The organism is Mesorhizobium sp. WSM4884, assembly GCF_029625675.1.
Taxonomy (GTDB): Bacteria; Pseudomonadota; Alphaproteobacteria; order Rhizobiales; family Rhizobiaceae; genus Mesorhizobium.
The window spans coordinates 121,545-141,768 of sequence record NZ_JARTVO010000001.1 but is presented as its reverse complement, the minus strand read 5'-3'; the positions used below and the strand labels follow the sequence as shown (position 1 = coordinate 141,768).

The following is a 20,224-nucleotide window of genomic DNA, read 5'->3' as shown; positions in this document are numbered from 1 at the left end:
GCTGCAAATACGAGGGGCTGGCGCCCCTCGTATTCATCGCAAAGGATCACGCCTGATCGAGCCAGACCTTGCCGAAGTCGTGCTCGTAGGTGGGGTGCATCGAGTGGTTCTTCACCTCGGGCTTGATGTTGATGTAGAGCTTGCGCCAGTACGGCTGGATGATGATGCCGGAATCCTGCAGGGTCTGCTCGATATCCTTCATCACCACCTTGCGCTTCTCGGCATCGGCGATCCCGAGCGCCTCGTTCACCTTCTTGTCGAAGTCCGGATTGGCGTAGGCCGTCTCGTTCCAGGCCTCGCCGGAGCGATAGGCGATGGCGATGACCTGGATGCCCAGCGGGCGCATGTTCCAGTTGGTTTCCGAGAACGGATATTTCGTCCAGTCGTTCCAGAAGGTCGAGCTCGGCAGCACGGTGCGCTTCACCTTGATGCCGGCCTCGCGCAGCTGCGCGGCGATCGCGTCCGTGGTGTTCTTGTGGTAGTCCTCGTCGTTGCTGATCAGCTCGTGCTCGAAATCCATCACGCCGGCTTCCGTCAGCATCTGCTTGGCCTTGGCGATATCGCGTTTTACCTCCGGCAGCTTGACATACTCCGGATGGATCGGCGCAACGTGGTGGTTTTCTGCCGGCGTGCCGGCATTGCCGTAGCCGAGCTGCAGCACGGTGGCGTTGTCGACGGCAAGCAACATCGCCTGACGAACCTTCTGGTTGTCATAGGGCTTGTGGGTGACGTTGAAGCGCGACACTACGGTGGCGGCGGTCACCACTTCCGAAACGGGCGCGCCGACATCAGCGATGATCTTGATGTAGTCGGCGGTCGTTTCGTGGTTGGTCTGGACTTCGCCGGATTCGAAGGCCGAAACCGTCGCCGCCGGATCGGTGCCGTAATCGATGAACTCGACGCCATCGAGGAAAGCCTCGCCCTGCCACCACTTGCCGGTCTCGCGACGCTTATAGACCACCTTCTGGCCGACATCGTAGGAGACGAGCTCGAACGGGCCGGTGCCGATCGGGCAGTTCTTGAAGTTGGCGCCCTTCTCGTCGAAGGTTTTGTGCACGACCAGTGCCGGATAGTCGCACAGGTTCGGGATAATGGCGATGTCGGGCTTGCTCAGCTTGAGCTTGACCGTCATGTCGTCGACCTTGACGACGGAGCCGTCACGCAGCTTCTTGGTCTTGTCGTCGACCAGGCTGCCGAGGCGACCCGGCATTGAGTTGCCTTCCGCTCCCTTGTCGGCCCAGCGGGTGAAATTGTAGATGACGTCGTCGGCGGTGAACTTGTCGCCGTTGTTCCATTCGACGCCCGGCCGCACATGCAGCGTGTATTCGGTGGCGTCGTCGTTGATGTCCCAGCTTGCCAGCAGGTATGGCGCGAAAGTGTACTCTTTCGTGTACTTAACCAATGGCTCGAGCGCCTGGCGCTCGGCGTTGGCAATCTCTGACCAGTCCGCGGTACGCGGATCCTTCGGATCCTTGATCGACATGGCGACCTTCAGCACGCCGCCCTTCTTGCCTTGCACGTCCTCGGCCTTGGCCGGCGTCGGAGCGGCGAGGCCGAGCATGCCGTAGGCCATTGCCGTCGACGCGCCGAAGACGGTGGCCAAGGCCAGGAATTCACGGCGGTCCACCTCGCCCGACTTGGCCTGTTCGGCCATTGCCAGGATGTGGTCCGGAACGCGGTCACCGTTACTTTTGTAGATTGCCATGACTAACTCCCATTGTTTGGCTTTCTGCCTTTTAACATTCCGCATCCGGACCGTGATGTCAAAACACGGTGTGGACTGGGAACATGGTGGCGAATGTGCAACTTTGGAATGAGGCCGGTTCGCGCGATAACGACAGTCATGACGCAAATTTGTTAGTGCACCGCACATTTCTGAAAAAATCGACGAGCGGATTAAATCAAGACATTTTAGGCGGATAAGGGCCTCGCGCACGCGGCAAAAGTCCTCTCTGGCCCGCCGAGGGCATGCGCCGCGTGGTCAATATTCGCGTTCGTAAAAGACGCCGCCCTTGGCTTCGCCCGCGTCGTTGGCTTCGCCGCGAAGCTTCACCCCGCGCCCGACATTGAGGTCGATCGTCGCCTTGCCGGAGCCTGGTTTGTCGCCCTTCTGGATCGTTACATAGGTGCGGTCGTTGAGGTACTTGCCGGCGGAAACCGCGGTACCGCCTTTTTCGTCCGTCGTCACGTCGAGATTGTCGACGCCGATGGCGCTTTGCAGGTTCTCGAGCAGTGAGGTCGAGCCGCCGACCCCTGCGAGCTGCGCGGCGGCTTGCGCCAGTTGCGCGATCTGCAGCGGTGACAGTTTGGACATGGATTGACCGAAGATGAGCTGTGCCAGGACCTCGTCTTGAGGCAGCGCGGGCACGGAGGAGAAAGTGAACTTCGGATTGGTCGCTTCACCCGTAACGACAATTGTGACGGTGGCGCTGCTCGTCGTCGTGGTCGCCGTCATGTTGAGGTAAGGCACCAGCGAACCCTGGAAGCCAACCGTGCCTTCGGTGAAGGTCAGCCGCTTGGCCAGGATCGTCAGCCGCCCGCGCTGCAGCGTGAAGGTGCCGACCGCTTGCGGTGCGGACGCCGGGCCAGTCAGCTTGAGTGATCCGCCGAGTTCGGCGTCCAGGCCCCTGCCCTGGATGAAGATCTGGTTCGGCGCGTTGACCGTCACGTCGAGGGTAAGCCCGCTGCCGCCCTTGCCGCTGCCGCTCGACGTCGGCGGGTTCAGCGCCCTGTCCTGCGCCCGCACCGCACGCGGCGCATTCTTATGCTTGACGTCGAGCGCCGAGAGCGAGCCCGGCAGCTTTTCCGGAACGGTGATGACCGTCCTCGCCAGATTGATGGTGCCGGCGATCACCGGCGCCGAAACGAGCGGCCCCTTGATGGTCAGGTCGCCGCCGAGATTCGCGGTCACCACCCTGCCGTCGGTATAGCGGCCATCGGTGAGTTTTATCGACAGATCGGCCGGGAAGCCTTGCGCCGGGGCAATGCCGACCGTGCCGCTGGCCGAAAGGCTGCCGCGCGTCGACAAAGTGCCGGTCAGGCGATTGATCCTGGCAACGCCGCCGCCGATCGAGACGTCGGCCGCGATGTCGTTGACCGCAAGCCCGGAACGGGCGTCGATAAGGCGTGCGCCGGATGTCGTGACTTTGCCGCTGATCACCGGCGACGATGCGGGACCGCGCACCTGCACGTCGACATTGGCGGTGCCATTGAGCGCCAGGCCTTGCGCTGCAAGCTTGGCGGCAAGGAAAGAAAACGGCACCTTGCCGTTGAAGTCGAGCGCCAATGTGGGCCCACCTGCCGTCGTCACCGTGCCGCCGCCCTTCAGCCCAAGGCCAGCGCTGTCGCTGATGGCGGCATCGAAGGCGAGCTTGTTGCCGGCAAAGGTTCCGGACGACGCGACGTTGATGCCGCCGAGTCCGGCGCCGCGCGTTTGCGAGGTCTGCACCCCCGAAGCGTCGATCTTGAAGGCGACCGCCGGCATGGCCGGCGCGCCGGACACCTTCACCGTGCCCGAGATCGAGCCTGCCGCATCGAGGCCGGGCGAAAAACTGTTGGCGAGCGAAACCGGCACCCTGGCCAGATTGGCGTTGATGTCGAGCGTCTGGGCGACCTTGCCCGTCACGGTTGCCGTGCCGCCGCCGAAATTGAGCACCAGCCGGTCGAGCGTCGTCGCGCCGTTGGCTATGGTCACGGTCGAGGCCTGCGCGATCGCGGCCTTGATGCCTTGCACCGTCGCCTGGCCCGACGCGAGCTCGATGGTCGTCGTGCCGTTCGCCATTTTCACCCGGCCAGCCGCCCTCGCCGGAATGTTCTTCACGGTGGCGCCTCCGGAAAAGCCCGTCCAGTCGCCGTCGCGCTTCAAGCCAACGTCGATGCCGGTGACGGCGGTGCCGCCCGAGATCACGCTCTCGGCGCGGATCGTGCCGGAAATGACGGGCGCCGCGAGATAGTTTGCGATCTGGGCATCGACGGCGACGTTCTTGGCCGAGAGGTCGCCGCGCTTGATCGCCGCCGTGTTCGCCTTGACGGTGACATTCGGTCCGCTGTCGGTTTTCGCGAATGCGATCGTGCCGCGCACGTCGCCTTCCGCCTTTTCCAGTGCCAGCGCCGCCAGCGGCCCGATGTCGGGCAGGTCGAGTGACACGGTGCCCACCGGCACGAAAGCCTGGTCGAGCGCCAGATCGCCGGAGATCTTGCTTGATCCCAGCGACAGCAGAAGCCCGTTGATCGCGCTCTTGCCGTTGGTGGTGGCAAGCACCGCGCTGCCCTGCAGCGGCTGCCCGGCGACATTGCCGGTCAGTTGCACATTGGCCGCCGGATTGGCAGCATCGGCCTTGCCGGTCGCGATCAGCTTCAGCCCGGTGATCTCGCGCGCCGCCACCGAAAGCCGGTCGCTGTTCACCGTCACGGACAGGTCCGGCGCCGCAGGCGCGCCCTGCGCATTGAGCGCGAAGGTGATAGCGCCCTTGGCGTCCTTCGACAGCAGAGAAATATCCGCCAGCGCGCCCTTGATGGCGGCGCTCAGCGTGTTGTCGGCGATGCTCGCCTGCCCGTCTGCGGTGAACGCTCCCGATGCGACTTTCACCGGACCGACGCTGACGTTGCCCTTGGCGTCGCGCTGTGTCGTGGCACTAAGCTGCGTGCGCTCGGCAAGCACGCCGCGCACCACCGCCGGCAACGCCGCCGAAAGCACGTCCGCCTTGACCGTCAAACCGACGGAGCCGTCGGCAAACGACACTCTGCCATTGAAGGCGCCGTCGACCGCGCCGCTGGTCGCCGAGCCGCTATTGATGGTGATCGCGTCGGGAGCAAGGCTGCCGGCGACTTTCGCCGTGACCTTGCCGGCGACCAGCGGCGCAACCGTTGGGTTGTCGAGATCGATCTTGTCGGCCGCGACCATACCGGAGACGGGGCCTGTCCGGCTCTTGACGTCGAACCCGTCGGAATGCAGCGCCAACGCCAAGCCCTCCACCTTGATGTGGTTGGCCGTAACGGAGGGCAGTGTGGCCGAGATATCGAGGCGCGGCGTCGCGTCTTGCCCCGCGGCCTTCACCGAAACGGTCTGCAATTCCAGATCGACGGGGCTTGCGGCGGTGCCGAATTTGAGCGGCAGACTCGGGCCGTTCGAGTTGAGGTCGAGCGAGAAATCGCTGGCGCCGTTCGGATTGATGGTGCCGGCGGCCCTGCCCGAGATCTTGTCGCCGGAAAGCGTCGCTCGGTCGACGACGAGGCCGCCCGACGTCGAGACGCTGCCAGCGGCGTCGAGATCGAGCGGCCCAAGCCCGATCTGACGGGTCTGGGCGGTCTCCGCACTGGCGAGCTTGGCATTGAACCGGACATCGGGGTTGGCCGACGGACCCGTGACATGCGCCGTGCCCTCCAGCGTTCCAGCCGCATCGAGGCCAGGCATGAAATCATTGGCGAGCGCCGCCGTCAGATTGGCCAAATTGGCGGTCAGGTCGAGGATCTGACCAGCACTGCCTGAAACGGTCGCCGTGCCGCCGCCGAGATTGAGTGCGAGCTTCTCGACGGTGGTGACGCCGTTGGCGATCGAAAGGCTCGACGGCTCGGCGATCGCCGCCTCGATGCCGCGCACGGTCGCTTCGCCGGACGCGATCTCGACGCTGGTCTTGCCGCCGGCGATCTTCACGCGGCCGGCGGCGGTGGCCGGAATGCCCGACGCCGTCGCGCCGCCGGCAAAGTTGGTCCAATCGCCGTCGCGCTTCAGATCGATGCCGATGCCGCTGATCACCGTGCTCCCGGAAGTCACGCTGTCGGCCTTGATCGTGCCCGCGATCGCCGGTCCCTTGAGATAGTTGGCGATCAGCGCGTTGACGGTAATGGTCTTTGCCGCCAGGTCGCCGCGCGCGATCGAGGTGCTTGCCGCGTTGACGGTGACGGTCGGAGCCCCGCCATCCTTGGCGAAGGCGATCGTGCCGTTGACATCGCCGGTCGCCGATTGCCCGCCGAGGGCCGCCAGCGGCCCGATATTGGGAACCGCAAGCGTCAGCGTGCCGAGCGGCAGATACTGATCGTCGAGCGCGAGATCGCCCGAAACCTTGTTGTCGCCGAGCGCCAGGCTGAGCCCCCTGATCGAGCGCTTGCCGTCGGCGGTCACCAGCGAGGCGCTGATGTCGAGCGGCTGCTCCTCCACGCTGCCCGTCAGTGAAACATCGGCCGAAGGGTTGGCGATGTCGGCCTTGCCCTTCGTGGAGAGCTTGATGTCCTTCACCGTCCGGCCAGCCGCCGTCAGGCTGGCGCTGTCGGCTGAAATCGAAAAGTCCGGCGCCCAGCGCGGCCCGCTCGCGGTCAGCGCGAAATTGATCCCGCCGGCGAGCGGCGTGCCGGCAAGCGACGACAGCGGCGAGACGTCGCCCAGCGCGCCCTTGACGTTGGCCTGAATGTCCGAGCCTTGCATGCTGCCGGTGCCGCTGGCGCTGAGCGAGCCGGAGGTAATCTCCAGCGAATTGGCCGCGAACGCGCCTTGCGGATCGCGGGTCGCGGTGGCCGAGAATTTCACCCGCTCGCCAAGCAGCGAGCTGATCTGCGGCGGCAGCGCCGTCGATACGGCGTCGGCGTTCATCTTCAGCGTCATCGACAGATCGGCGAGCGAGACACCGGCCGTCAGCGCCGCATTGAGCGCATCGCTGCGCAACGTGCCCTTGTCGATGGTCACGTTATCGCGGCTGACCGTGCCTGAAAGATCGGCGGCGAGCTTGCCCGTCACCAGCGGCGCCAGCGTCGCCACGTCGGTTTTCAGGCCGGCGGCGGCGAGCTTGACGCTGACCGGACCACCAAGGGTCTCGACATCGAAGCCATCGGAATGGATCTCTCCCGTCACATTGTTGAGCTGCGTGCCGCCGACAGCGATCGAGGCCAGCGAGGTGCCGACATCGACCATCGGCGCCTTGCCATCGCCAAAGGCGCGTGCGGTCGCCTTCTGGACCGCGATCAGGATCGGCACGGCGCTATTGCCGACATCGATGGTGACTGGCTTGCCCTTGGCTGAAAGCTCGACGGCAAGGTCGCTGGCGCCTTTCGGATCGACATTGCCGGTCGCCGTGCCATGCACGGTGTCGCTCTCTATAGTGGCGCGCTCGATATCGACCCCACCGGCCGTGGACGCCGTGCCGGCGATGTCGAAGCTCGTCTTGCCTGCGAACAGCGACTTGAACTTTTCCGGCAGGAAGCGCTCGAATTCGCCGTCGCCCTTGGCTTCGATATAGTGGCCCTTGTCGCTGAGCTGATGGCGCCCGGTGAGCTGGGTGATGATCTGGCGGTCGACGACGAAGGTGCCGATGCCGCTCCAATTGGCGAGCGGCCCGGTACCGGAAACGACGATGTCGACGGGTGGCGCATCGGGCAGCTTGAGCAGGTTGGCGATGATCCCGCCCGCCGGCTCCGACGCCTTGAGATCGAGGTCGAGCTTATTGTCGGCCGGCGCGAAATGGACCTTGGCGTCGACATTGCCTTGCTTGCCATCGTGGCGGGCGACGTTGAGCACCGTCTCGATCGCCAACGGCGATGCGTCGGCTTTCAGCGAACCCTTGGCGGCAAGTTCGGCAATGCCGCTGCCGGCAAGCTGCTGCCCGAGCGCGATCTCGGGCAGGTCGATCTGCTTGACATCGACCGAAACCGGCAGGCTGTTCGAACCGCCCTGAGAAGCCCGCTGGCCGGCTTGCGGCAGCCGCGCCAGCTCGATGCGCTCGGCGGCGATCCGATCGGCGTTGAAATTGCGTGACAAGAGCGCCGTCGGCGACCAGTCGAGCGCCACCTTGCGCGCCACCAGCCAGGGTCCGGCGCGATCCTCCAGCACGACATGATCGACCCGCAACGCGCCGGACCATATGCCTTCGATGCCGCTGACGGTGACCTTGCGGTCCTCGGTGGAGGCCATTTTCGAAATCATGCCGGCGAGATTTTGCCGGCCGCCTTCGGTCCCGGTCAGAACGACGAGCACGCCGATCGCCACCACCAGCAACAGGAGCAGCGCGTAAAGGCAGATGCGAAGGATACGCCAGAATATCTTCATCGTCAGAACGCCTGACCGATGCCGGCATAAATGCCGAAATGCGGATCGCTCGGATCGCGGTTGAGCGGCAAGGCCGCATCGACGCGCAGCGGCCCGAACGGGGTGAGATAGCGCAGGCCGACGCCGGCGCCGACCTTGACGTCCGCGAAATCGGGGAAGGATTTCGTTGACACCGTGCCGGCATCGACGAAGGGCACGATGCCGATCGTGTCCGTAATTGCTATGCGCATCTCGACCGAGGTTTCGAAGAAAGACAGGCCGCCGATCGGCTGGCCGTCGATGTCCTTCGGGCCGATGCCCTGATAGGCATAGCCGCGCACCGAACCGCCGCCGCCGGAATAGAAGCGCCGGTCGGCGGGCACGTTCTGGAGGCCGGTGCCGACGATCGAACCGATGGCGGCGCGTTCGGCGAGCACAAATCTGCTTGCCGTGTCGAGCGATTGGTAGGCGGAGCCTTCGCCCTTCAGCTTGAGGAAGGTCGCACCGTTCAGGATATCGTAGCTCGGCTCGGCGTAGGCGAGCGCCCGAAAACCCCTGGTCGGGTTGAGCTTGTTGTCGCGGCTGTCATAGACATATTGCAGCGGAACGCTGGCGATCAGGTAGGTGTGCTTGCCGAAGGCGTCGGTGATCCGCGAATAGTCGAGGGCGAATTCGGCGGAGACCCGCTGCCTTTTGTCGAGATCGTAGGAGACGCCGATATTGCCCTTGACCGAGAAATGGTCGTAGGCGTCGGGGTGCTCGAATACCGTCTTGATGCCGGTGAAGAACTTCGATGTCGGCCCGAGCACGCCCGGCTTCTCGAACATGATGCCGGCATTGTAGTTGAGCGCGGAAAGGCTGTTGCTGCCGATGCCGCTGATGGAGCCGTCGATACGCAGCTTCTCCGCCTGGCCGAACAGGTTGCGGTGGCCCCAATAGCCCTCCAGTCCCAGCCCTTCCGTATTCGAAAACGTGCCGCCGATGCCGAAAAAGCGCGGCTTGCGCTCGCTGACCTGGACGTCCATGGGAATATTGCCTTGGGCGTCGAGGTTGTCGCCTTCCTTGATGGTCACGCTGTTGAAGACCTCGAGCCCGAGCAGGCGATCGCGGGCATCGTCAATCTCTTGCGGCGAATATTGCTGACCCCGCTTCAGCCCGGTCATGTATTCGGTGAAATCGCGATCGACCTTCTCGGTGCCCTCGACCGTCGTGTCGCCATAGCCGGCAACTGGGCCGGCCGCCACCGTCAGCGTGACGTCGAGCGTCGCGGTGGCGTGATCGGCGACGATCTCGCGATCCGTCACCTTGGCGAGCGGCCTGCCCTCTTCCTTCAAGGCGCGTACGATCGCCGCTTCAGCCTTGAGCACCGCGCCCGATCCTGCATCGCCGCCTGCGATCAGGCCGAAATCGGCGCTCGCCAGGCCCGCCGCGTCGCCTTTCAGCATGATGTTGCCCAGCGTGAATTTAGGACCGGCCGCAACGCTGACGACCACCGGAATGGGCTGCGGTCCCTTGAACTCGGCATCCGGCGGCAGTTCGTCTATCGACTTGCCCTGGATGGTGATTGTGACCACGCCTTCGTAGCGGGCGTCGGCGTAAAGGGCGGCAACGAGCTGTTCCCGGTCGCTGCGCGCCTTGGCCATCAGGCCGAGCGACCCTGATACCGGATGCTCTTCGTCGCTTTTGAGCGCCGAGGCATTCTCCAGCCTCTCGGCCAGGTCCTTGTCGGCATCCGGTGCATCGATCGTCACCGAATAGCGCAGAGGATCGACGATATCGGCATCCTCGTCCTTGGACGAACCCCAGAGCTTGATGCCGAAAATCTCGAAAGCGGCCGCCGTCCGTGCTTCACCGGCGAGGATGGCCGAGCAGACAAGCGCCAAAAGCAGGGCGCGCGGAAGCCCGCGCCCTGGCGCGATCCCTCCTGACATCTGCGTTTCATGCGCCGGCATTAAGACAACCTAGTCGACAAATCTAAAATTGGAATGAAGTTCTGAAACGCTCGTAAAGGGGCCATAATCCAATTGTCTTAAATAGACCGGGCTTGGAATTCACACCTTTTGCATCTTCGCAAGAAAGTGTGATCCTTCTCATAGAGGCTCTGTCGAAATACCGGCCTTTGGCCGGCATGGAAACCGTTGGCAGGTGGAAAAAACCTGCCGCGTTCCGGCGTTGACAAGCCCGTTTGATGCTTGATCATGCCCGGACGCTGGCAATGTCTGGAGGGTGATGTGGCAATGCGCGCGGCTCGTGGTCTCTCTATCCTTCTCCTTCTCTTTTTCGCCTTGAGTGGTGCAGCAGTTGCGGCCGAAGCCAGGCGAATCGTGACGACCGACAATTCCGACTATTTCGGTTTCGACCTCAGGTCCGACCAGAATGTCAGCCTCGACCAATGCAAGACCACATGCCTCGGCGACCCTGCCTGCCGCGCCTTCACCTACAACACCAAGGCCAAATGGTGCTTTCTCAAATCCGACTATAACCAGCTCAAACCGTTCAGCGGCGCAGTCGCCGGCAAGATCGCCAATGTCGACGGCGATCCCGACATCGGCGCCCCGCCGGCGCTCGCCTTCTTCCCCAGCTGGATGGCCGACCAGGCGCAGCAGTTCCGCAACAAGCTGACCGACCCGGCCTATGACAAGCCGACCGAGGGCTTGGCGGCGCTCCAGGCCGCGGCCGAGCAGGCGGCGCTGACCGGCGACCATCGTCTGGCCATGCAGAAATACCAGGCGGCCCTTTCCGTCCTGCCGGACGACGGCGCGCTCTGGCTGGCGCTGGCGCGTGAGACGCTAGGCGTGCAGCCGGCTGCCAACACCCCCGAACCCTCGACCTTGCCGGCAAACATCACCTCGGCCGCCTTCAACGCCTATAAGCTGGTGCGCACGGCAAAGACCCGAGCCGAAGCCTTGGCCCTGCTGGCCGCCGGCCTCGACAAGCGCGACCTTTTTCGGCCGGCGATCCAGGCCTATGAGGCGAGCCTCGCGCTGGTGAACTCGCCATCCGTCCAGGCCGACTATGCCGACCTCAAGGCGCGCAAGGGATTCCGGGTCATCGACCATTCTGTCGACGCCGATTCCTCTTCACCACGCATCTGCGCGCAGTTCTCCGAGGAACTGGTCAAGACCGGCGTCGACTATTCGCAGTTCATCACCGTCGACAACGCCGCCCCCAAAGCCGTCGAGGCCAAGGACAAGCAGATCTGCGTCGAAGGGCTGGAGCACGGCCAGCATTATGACGTGACCTTCCGCGCCGGCCTGCCGGCCGCGATCGGCGAGACGATCGCCGCCCCGGTCGTGCTGTCGATCTATGTCCAGGACCGCGCCCCGTCCGCCCGCTTCACCGGCGACAGCTTCGTGCTGCCGGCCGGCGCCCGTCGCGGCATCCCGGTCGTCACCGTCAACATGAACGCTGCCAAGATGAAGCTCTATCGCATCGGCGACCGGTCGCTGGCGCAGCTACTGTCCGGCTATCAGTTCCTGCATCAGCTCGACGGCTATGACATTTCCACCATTTCCGACCAGATGGGCGAGCCCGTCTGGGAAGGCACGCTCGATATCGCCAACGACCTCAACAAGGAGGTCACTACCTCCTTCCCGGTCGACGAGGCGATCCCGCAGCGCAAGCCCGGTGTCTATGTGCTGACCGCCCAGCCAGTCGACGACAAGAGCGACGAGTATGGGTCGCGCGCCACCCAGTGGCTCGTCGTTTCCGACATCGGTCTGTCCACCTATACCGGCCAGGACGGCCTCAATGTCTTTGCCCGCTCGCTCGGCTCCGCCAAGCCGATCGCCGGCGCCGAACTGACGCTGCTTGCCAAGAACAACGAGATTCTCGGCACCGCGACTTCCGACGCCGAAGGCCACGCCGTGTTCAACCCGGGCCTCACCCGCGGCGAAGGCGGCATGGTGCCGGCCGTGCTGATGGCCAAGCAGGGCGACAACGACTTCGTCTTCCTCGACATGGGCCGCGCTGGCTTCGATCTGTCGGATCGCGGCGTTGCCGGGCGTGCCGCGCCCGGCGCGCTCGACGTCTATGCCTGGACCGAGCGCGGCATCTACCGTGCCGGCGAGGACGTCCATGTCGCGGCGCTTGCCCGCGACGGTGCCGGCAAGGCGGTCGAGAACCTGCCGCTCACCTTCATCTTCACCCGTCCCGACGGCGTCGAGAACCGCCGCATCGTCAGCGACGGCGTCTCCGCCGGCGGCCATGCCGTCGACCTGCCGCTAGAGCCGAACGCCATGCGAGGCACCTGGACGGTATCGATCTACACCGATCCCAAGCAGTCGCCGGTGGCGAGCCAGATGTTCCTGGTCGAGGACTTCGTGCCGGATCGCATCGAGTTCGACCTGACCGCCGACAAGAAGGAGATCGCTCAGGGCGAGACAGCCAATGTCAGCGTCGACGGCCGCTTCCTCTATGGCGCGCCGGCCGCCGGCCTCGCGCTCGAAGGCGAGATGACCCTGTCGACCACGGACAGCTGGGACCGGTTCAAGGACTTCACCTTCGGTCTCGCCGACGAGCAGTCGGCCGAACCCACGGTGACGCCGCTCGCCAATCTTCCCGTCGTCGGCGACGACGGCAAGGCGACCTTCCCGGTCTCGATCGACCAGTTGCCCTCGACCACCAAGCTGATCAACGCCAAGGTGACCGTGCGCATGCGCGAAGCCGGCGGCCGCGCCGTCGAGCGCTCGCTCGACATCGCCGTTCATCCGGAAAAGGAGATGATCGGTATCCGTCCGGACTTCGAAGGCGGCGAGGTGCCGCAAGGCGGAACCGCGAAGTTCAGCATCATCGCCGTCGATCCGAACGGCAAGCGCGAAGAGCTGAAAGGCGCCCAGTGGTCGCTGGTCAAGGTCGAGCGCAACTACCAATGGTACCGCTCGAACAATTCCTGGAATTATGAAGCAGTGAACCTCACCAAGGCCGTCGCCAACGGCCAGATCGACATCAAGGCCGACGGCGAGGCGACCGTGTCGCTTCCGGTCGACTGGGGCCGCTACCGGCTGGAGGTCGAGACGGCCGACCCGGAGGGTCCGGCGACCAGCTATGAGTTCGACGCCGGCTGGTATGTCGCTTCGACCACTACCGAGACCCCGGACGGCCTGGAGATCGCCCTCGACAAAGACACTTATGCCGCCGGCGAGGTCGCCAAGCTGAAGATTTCGCCGCATTTCGCCGGCGAACTGCTGATCACCATCGGCGCCGAAAAGCTCTTGAAGACCGTCACCGCCTCGGTGCCGGCCGGCGGCAGCACGGTCGACATCCCGGTCGGCGATGATTGGGGCGCCGGCGCCTATGTCACGGCGACGTTGTTCCGGCCGGGCGATGCCGAGCAATCACGCATGCCGGCGCGCGCCATCGGCGTCAAATGGCTGACCGTCGATCCCGGCTCGAAGAAGCTCACTGTTGCGCTGACGCCCCCTGAAAAGACCGCGCCGCGTCAGCAGTTGTCGATCCCGGTTGCCGTCAACGGCGCGCAACCCGGAACCAACGCCTATGTGATGGTGGCGGCCGTCGACGTTGGCATCCTCAACCTCACCAATTACAAGGCGCCCGATCCGGAGGACTGGTTCTTCGGCCAGCGCATGCTGGGTCTCGAGATCCGCGACCTCTACGGCCGCCTGATCGACGGCTCGCTCGGCACCACCGGCAAGTTGCGAACCGGCGGCGACGGCGCCAACATGCAGTCGCAAGGCAGCCCGCCGACCGAGAAGCTGGTCGCCTTCTTCTCCGGTCCGGTCGAGCTCGATGCCAACGGCAAGGCACGGGTCGACTTCGACATCCCGCAGTTCAACGGCACCGTGCGGGTCATGGCTGTCGCCTGGACCAAGGAGGCGGTCGGCCATGCCCAGACTGACGTCATCGTGCGCGATCCGGTGGTTATCACCGCCGGCCTGCCGCGATTCCTGGCACCCGGCGATGCCGCGACCATGCGCCTCGACATCGCCGACACCGACGGCCCCGTCGGCGACTACAAGCTGTCGGTCATCACGACCGGCGATCTCTCGACCGGCGACAAGCCCTTGCCCGAAAAGCTCACGCTTGCCCAAGGCAAGCGGCAGTCGCTCTCAATCCCGCTGATCGCGCAGACGGCAGGTGACGCCTCGATCACCGTCAAGCTCGCCCATGACAGCGGCGCCGAGGTCGAGCAGACGCTCTACCTGCCGGTGCGTCCGGCCCAGCTCCCGGTCACCAATCGCATGGTGGTCGACCTGAAGCCCAAAGGCGGTTCGCTGCGCATCGACAAGGAGCTGCTCGCGGCAAGCGTGCTCGACGGCGCCTCGGTCAGCGTCGGCGTTTCGCAAGCCGCCGCCTTCGACGTGCCCTCGCTGTTGATGAGCCTCGACCGCTATCCTTATGGCTGCGCCGAGCAGACCACCAGCCGCGCCATGCCGCTGCTCTATGTCAACGACATGGCCAAAAGCATCGGCATGGAGAACGATCGCGAACTGCACGGCCGCATCCAGGACGCCGTCTACAAGGTGCTGAGCTATCAGGCGTCGAGCGGCAGCTTCGGCCTCTGGGGTCCGGGCTCCGGCGATCTCTGGCTCGACGCCTATGTCAGTGAATTCCTGACCCGGGCGCGCGAGCAGAAATACGACGTGCCGGCCCAGGCGATGAACCAGGCGTTGAACAACCTGCAGAACTCGCTCGGCTACGACCAGGACGTCCAGGATCGCGGCAGTGAGATCGCCTACGCGCTCTATGTGCTGGCCCGCAACAAGAAGGCCTCGATCGGCGACCTCCGCTATTATGCCGACACGCAGCTCGAAGCCTTCTCGAGCCCGATGGCGGTCGCGCAGCTCGCGGCCAGCCTCGCGCTCTACGGCGACACACAGCGTTCGGAGGCGACGTTCCAGGCGGCGCTGCGGCTGGCCCAGGCAAGCACCGAGTACGACTATTACCGCTCCGACTACGGCTCGCCGCTGCGCGATGGCGCGGCGATGTTGGCGCTGGCGGCGGAATCGAAGCCTGTGCCGAGCATCGTACCGCAGCTGATCAGGCTGGTCGCCAGGGAACGCGCCGATGCCCGCTGGACGAGCACGCAGGACGAGGCCTGGATGCTGCTTGCCGCCCGAGCGCTGAAGGAAGGCAATGATTCCATCACGCTTTCCATCAACGGCGCGCCGCATTCCGGCGGCTATTCCGACCGTATCTCCGGCAGCGATCTGGAGGGCAGCCCGCTCACCATCGGCAACACCGGCACGATGCCGCTGCAGGCGGTGGTAACCGCGGTGGCGGCACCGGTGGAACCGCTGCCGGCCGGCGGCGACGGCTTCACCATCGATCGCACCTACTACAGGCTCGACGGCACGGAGGCCAACGTCACCGAGGCCAAGCAGAACGAGCGCTATGTCGTCGTGCTCAAGGTCTATGAGCAGAACAACTGGCCTTCGCGCGTTCTGGTGACCGATCTGTTGCCGGCCGGCTTCGAGATCGACAACCCGAGCCTGGTTTCCAGCGCGCAATTGTCGAACTTCTCCTGGCTGGCGCAGACCGACGCCGCGCATCTGGAGTTCCGCGACGACCGTTTCGTTGCCGCCTTCAACCCGAACGAAGGCGACGGCGACCGCAACATCACGCTGGCCTATGTCGTGCGCGCCGTGACGCCCGGCACCTATGCCCATCCGGCGGCGACGGTGGAGGACATGTATCGGCCGCAATACTCGGCCCGCACCGCCTCCGGCATGATGGAGGTCAAGGCGGAGTAAGCGCCTTGATAGACATAGCGATGGCGCTGCCCCTCATTGTCCTGCCGGACATTTCTCCCCGTATAGTGACGGGGAGAAAGGGGCTTGCGTCGAGGTTTTCGCCAATCGCCAAAGTCGCAGGGCCGAAGCCGACGTCGCGGATAGCCCCCTTCTCCCCGTCACTATACGGGGAGAAGGTGCCGGCAGGCGGTTGAGGGGCAGCGCCATGCTCTCCAAGAAATTTCTCCGTCAAGCAGGCATCGCCGCAGCTTCACTCGCTGGGTTTGCAGCAATCGCCGCAGCCGCCCTCTGGGAACTCGACCGCGCCTTTCCGCCGCCGCTGCCAGCGACGCTGACGGTCTCGACCGAGGTGCAGGATCGCGACGGCCAGCTGTTGCGGGCCTTCGCGACGCCCGACGGCTATTGGCGGCTCGAAACCCGCCTCGACCAGATCGACAAAGAGTTCGTCGACATGCTGGTCGCCTATGAGGACAAGCGCTTCTGGGATCACCGTGGTGTCGACGTTCTGGCGCTCTGCCGCGCCGCCGGCCAGTTCGTCACCAGCGGCCGTATCGTCTCGGGCGGCTCGACCCTGTCGATGCAGCTTGCCCGTCTGATCGAGCCGCGCGACAGCCGCAGCCTCGGCTCCAAGCTCAAGCAGATCCTTCGCGCCATCCAGATCGAGCAGAGGCTTTCCAAGCAGGAGATCCTCGAACGCTATCTGACGCTGGCGCCCTATGGCGGCAATCTCGAAGGCGTGCGCGCCGCCTCGCTCGCCTATTTCGGCAAGGAGCCGAAGCGGCTGACCGTTTCGGAATCTGCCCTCCTCGTCGCACTGCCGCAACTGCCCGAAAAACGCCGGCCCGACCGCAACCTCGACATCGCCCATGCAGCACGCGACCGTGTGCTCACCCGCATGGTTTCCGCCGGCCTGCTCAACGAAAGAGAGGCCGCGCGTGCGGCGCTCGACGATGTCTCAGGTCTGCGCCGAAAACTGCCGGCGCTGGCCGCGCATGCTTCCTACGCCATGCTGCCCAAGGCGGAACCCGGCAAGCCGCTGCAGCTCACCATCCGCAGAAGCGTCCAGCAAGGGCTTGAGCAGGTGGCAAGGGAGGCCGCCAGAAAGCTCGGGCCCAAGCTTTCCATCGCGATGGTGATGGCCGATGCCCGCACCGGCGACATTCTCGGCGAGGTCGGCTCCGCCGATTTCTTCGACGCCAGCCGTTCCGGCTGGATCGACATGACCAAGGTGGTGCGTTCACCCGGCTCGACACTGAAGCCCTTCATCTACGGGCTCGCCTTCGAGCAAGGCCTGGTGGCGCAGGAGACTATCATCGAGGACAGCCCGGCCGATTTCGGTGGCTATCGGCCGAAGAATTTCGACATGGGCTACCAGGGCGACGTCTCGATCCGCCAGGCGCTGCAGCTTTCGCTCAACGTGCCGGCGATCCGGGTGCTCGATGCGGTCGGCCCGACAAGGCTGACCGCGCGTTTCCGTCAGGCTGGCGTCAACCTGGTCCTGCCGCTCAACGAGGCGCCGGGCTTGGCGATCGGGCTCGGCGGCGCCGGCGTGACATTACGCGACCTGGTGCAGCTCTATACGGGCCTTGCCAATGGCGGCAAGATGCACACGCTGCATGACGGCACCGAACCGGCCGATGCCGAGCGCACCACCGCCACCATTCTCGACGACCAGGCCGCCTGGCAGATCGACGACATCCTGTCCGGTGTGAAGCCACCCGAAGGCGCCATGCAGCGCGGTATCGCCTACAAGACCGGCACCTCCTACGGCTATCGCGATGCCTGGTCGGTCGGCTTCGACGGCCGCTACGTGCTGGGTGTGTGGGTCGGCCGCGCCGACGCCAGCCCGATCCCTGGCGTGTCGGGCTACGTCTCGGCGGCGCCGATCCTGTTCGAGGGCTTTGTCCGCTCCGGTCTCGCCGGCGTGCCGCTGCCAGGCCGACCGCCGGGCGTCTTCAATCCCAAGCGCGAGGAATTGCCGGTGACGCTCGCCCGCTTCGGCGCCGGGTCGGACGGGCTGGTGCAGGCAACGCCGACCGAGCCGGCACCCACCATCATCTTCCCGCCGGACGGCGCCCGCGTCGATCTCGGCACCAACTCGGCAGACGCCACGCCGCTTGTGCTGAAGCTTCAGGGCGGCCGCGCGCCGTTCCGATGGCTCGCCAACGGCAAGCCGCTTGCCGGCATAGATCGCCGCCGCACCGCGACCTGGCAGCCCGACGGCACCGGCTACTCGACGCTGACGGTGATCGACGCCGCCGGCCGCGCGGCCAGCGTGAAGGTTTTCGTTGAATAGAAGGCTGCAAGCGATTCAGCTCATTGCGCTTCTTAGGCCTTCGGCTCACGGAATTTCTCGCCCGATGTCCGGTGCCTCGCGCCAACCTTCGCTGAGAGCAACTGCGATCCTCGCAGCTTCCCTGACCGCGATCTCCTCCCCCGCCCACGCCGATCCCCTGCCCGCCGGCTTCGTCAGGCTCGCCGACGTCGATCGATCCATTCGCCAAGACGTCCGCTATGCTGGCCGAGAAAACTTCCTGCACCGCAGGGTCGACGGCTATGACGCACCGGTCTGCATCCTGACCGAAAAGGCCGCAAGGGCGCTCTCCAGTGTTCAGAAAGCTATTGGCCCCAAGGGTCTGACTCTCGTCGTCTTCGACTGCTACCGCCCGGCGCGGGCCGTCGCCGACATGCGCGAATGGACAAAACAGGGCGGCCCGCCTGACCCGCGATGGTATCCGACGATCGGGCGGGGCGATCTCATCGCCAAGGGTTACGTCGGCGAACTCTCCAGCCATTCGCGCGGCTCGACCGTCGACCTCGCCATCACCGCTATGGACAAGAAAAGCGCCATTCACCCCGCTTGCGGCGCAGCCAATACCGGCACATTCGATTTCGGCACCGGCTTCGACTGTTTCGATCCGGCGAGCGAGACGGCCCACCGCCCTCTCGCCGCCGAAGCGGCCGCCAACCGCAAGATGCTGGTCGCCGCCATGCTCGCCGCCGGCTTCCGCAACTACGCCCGCGAATGGTGGCATTTCACGCTTGTCGGCGAACCATTTCCAAAACGCCGCTTCGATTTCCCGGTGACCGCCAACTAGGCGCGTCGCGATCGTTCGGATTCGCTCCATGCGCTTTAGCTTTTGATTTTACGCATGTCTTTGTCCCGAAACCGGTTCCCACTTTCGGGAGACATGCTTTAGGCGTGGGGCTTGTCCTGCCCCCTATCGCTTCTAATTAGGCCCGCTGACGATGAACCACGCCCGCCAATTGAGGAAGTTATTTCCTCGATTGGCCGCCGCTCGGCGAGAAATTTCTGCAAGGCGGCGAAAAAGGCAACATTCAATGCATCTAATTTCTATAAACTCGCTAGAGTTCGCAGCAGTTCAACGGAGGCGGAAATGACCAATCCTCATTTCAGGAAACTGCTCGGCGCGCTGGTCGCCACATCTGTCCAGTTCGGCACGCTCGGTTTCGCGTTTGCCGACACGACTATTCTCAACGTGTCCTACGATCCGACACGTGAACTCTACAAGGCCTATGACGAGGCCTTCGCCGCGCACTGGAAGGCGGAAACCGGCGAAACCGTCGCCATCCAGCAATCGCATGGCGGATCGGGCGCGCAGGCCCGTGCCGTGATCGACGGCCTCGACGCCGATGTCGTGACGCTCGCGCTCGAAGGCGACATCAACGCCATCGCCTCCAAAACGAAGAAGATCAATCCGGACTGGCGCAAAAAATTCGAGAATAATTCCGCGCCCTACACTTCGACCATCATCTTCCTGGTGCGCAAGGGCAATCCCAAGGGCATCCACGACTGGAACGATCTGGTGAAGGACGGCGTCCAGGTGATCACGCCCAACCCGAAGACTTCCGGCGGCGCGCGCTGGAACTATCTTGCCGCCTGGGCCTATGCCAACGCCAATGACGGCAACGACGAAGCCAAGACCAAGGAATTCGTCGGCAAGCTCTATGCGAACGTCCCGGTGCTCGACACCGGCGCCCGTGGCTCGACGGTGACCTTCGCGCAGAAGGGGCTGGGCGACGTGCTGATCGCTTGGGAGAACGAAGCCTATCTCGCGCTCGACGAATTCGGCGCCAACAATTTCGACATCATCTATCCGCCGACCTCGATCCTGGCCGAGCCGCCAGTCGCCGTGGTCGATGCCAATGTCGACGCCAAGGGCACGCGCAAGATCGCCGAAGCTTACCTCGGCTGGCTCTACTCCAAGGAGGGGCAGACCTTGATCGCCAAGAACCACTATCGTCCGGCCAAGCCCGACCTGGTGCCGGCCGAGGACCTTGCCAAGCTGCCGGCAATCAAGCTTGTCACCATCGACGACCCGCAATTCGGCGGCTGGAAGAAAGCGCAGCCTTACCATTTCGGCGACGGTGGTATATTCGACCAGATCTACAAGCCGGCCCAGTGAGGCCGGACGGCGGTGAGCCTTGGGCTACCGGCCGAATGCGACTGCGCAAAGCCATTCTGGTTTGAATAGAA

The 20,224-nt window shown here is 64.6% G+C and carries 7 protein-coding genes; 4 read left to right on the top strand and 3 right to left on the bottom strand.

Translation table 11 applies throughout. The features are described 5' to 3' along the window. Positions 1-46: 46 nt before the first annotated feature. The 3 genes from P9236_RS00570 to P9236_RS00560 form a co-directional block, all read right to left on the bottom strand. On the bottom strand, positions 47-1,705 hold the full coding sequence (locus tag P9236_RS00570) for an ABC transporter substrate-binding protein (RefSeq protein WP_278072664.1): 1,659 nt from the start codon (positions 1,703-1,705) through the stop codon (positions 47-49). A gap of 276 nt (positions 1,706-1,981) precedes the next feature. After that, positions 1,982-8,035: a translocation/assembly module TamB domain-containing protein gene (locus tag P9236_RS00565; RefSeq protein ID WP_278072663.1), complete on the bottom strand. Its 6,054-nt coding sequence runs from the start codon at positions 8,033-8,035 to the stop codon at positions 1,982-1,984. Between the two features lie 2 nt (positions 8,036-8,037). Then, a complete protein-coding gene (locus P9236_RS00560) occupies positions 8,038-9,966 on the bottom strand; it encodes an autotransporter assembly complex family protein (RefSeq protein WP_278072662.1) in 1,929 nt (642 codons plus the stop codon). Between the two features lie 279 nt (positions 9,967-10,245). Here P9236_RS00560 and P9236_RS00555 point away from each other — a divergent pair, with 279 nt between their 5' ends. From P9236_RS00555 to P9236_RS00540, 4 genes are all read left to right on the top strand, one after another. Beyond that, positions 10,246-15,726 (top strand): alpha-2-macroglobulin family protein, encoded by a 5,481-nt coding sequence (locus P9236_RS00555; RefSeq protein WP_278072661.1) that lies wholly within the window; start codon positions 10,246-10,248, stop codon positions 15,724-15,726. Between the two features lie 205 nt (positions 15,727-15,931). Then, the gene (gene pbpC / locus P9236_RS00550; RefSeq protein WP_278072660.1) at positions 15,932-18,022 is read left to right on the top strand and encodes a penicillin-binding protein 1C; all 2,091 of its coding nucleotides are present in this window, start codon (positions 15,932-15,934) and stop codon (positions 18,020-18,022) included. Positions 18,023-18,086: 64 nt separating this feature from the next. Then, complete coding sequence (locus P9236_RS00545) at positions 18,087-18,824, top strand: M15 family metallopeptidase (RefSeq protein WP_278072659.1); 738 nt, start codon at positions 18,087-18,089, stop codon at positions 18,822-18,824. A 300-nt stretch (positions 18,825-19,124) separates the two neighbouring features. Beyond that, complete coding sequence (locus P9236_RS00540) at positions 19,125-20,153, top strand: sulfate ABC transporter substrate-binding protein (RefSeq protein ID WP_278072658.1); 1,029 nt, start codon at positions 19,125-19,127, stop codon at positions 20,151-20,153. Positions 20,154-20,224 lie beyond the last annotated feature (71 nt).

Bases quoted from the DNA above. Each gene is read 5' to 3' on its own strand.
- P9236_RS00570 (WP_278072664.1), bottom strand. From the start codon at position 1,705: ATGGCAATCTACAAAAGTAACGGTGACCGCGTTCCGGACCACATCCTG.
- P9236_RS00565 (WP_278072663.1), bottom strand. From the start codon at position 8,035: ATGAAGATATTCTGGCGTATCCTTCGCATCTGCCTTTACGCGCTGCTC.
- P9236_RS00560 (WP_278072662.1), bottom strand. From the start codon at position 9,966: ATGCCGGCGCATGAAACGCAGATGTCAGGAGGGATCGCGCCAGGGCGC.
- pbpC (WP_278072660.1), top strand. From the start codon at position 15,932: ATGCTCTCCAAGAAATTTCTCCGTCAAGCAGGCATCGCCGCAGCTTCA.
- P9236_RS00545 (WP_278072659.1), top strand. From the start codon at position 18,087: ATGTCCGGTGCCTCGCGCCAACCTTCGCTGAGAGCAACTGCGATCCTC.
- P9236_RS00540 (WP_278072658.1), top strand. From the start codon at position 19,125: ATGACCAATCCTCATTTCAGGAAACTGCTCGGCGCGCTGGTCGCCACA.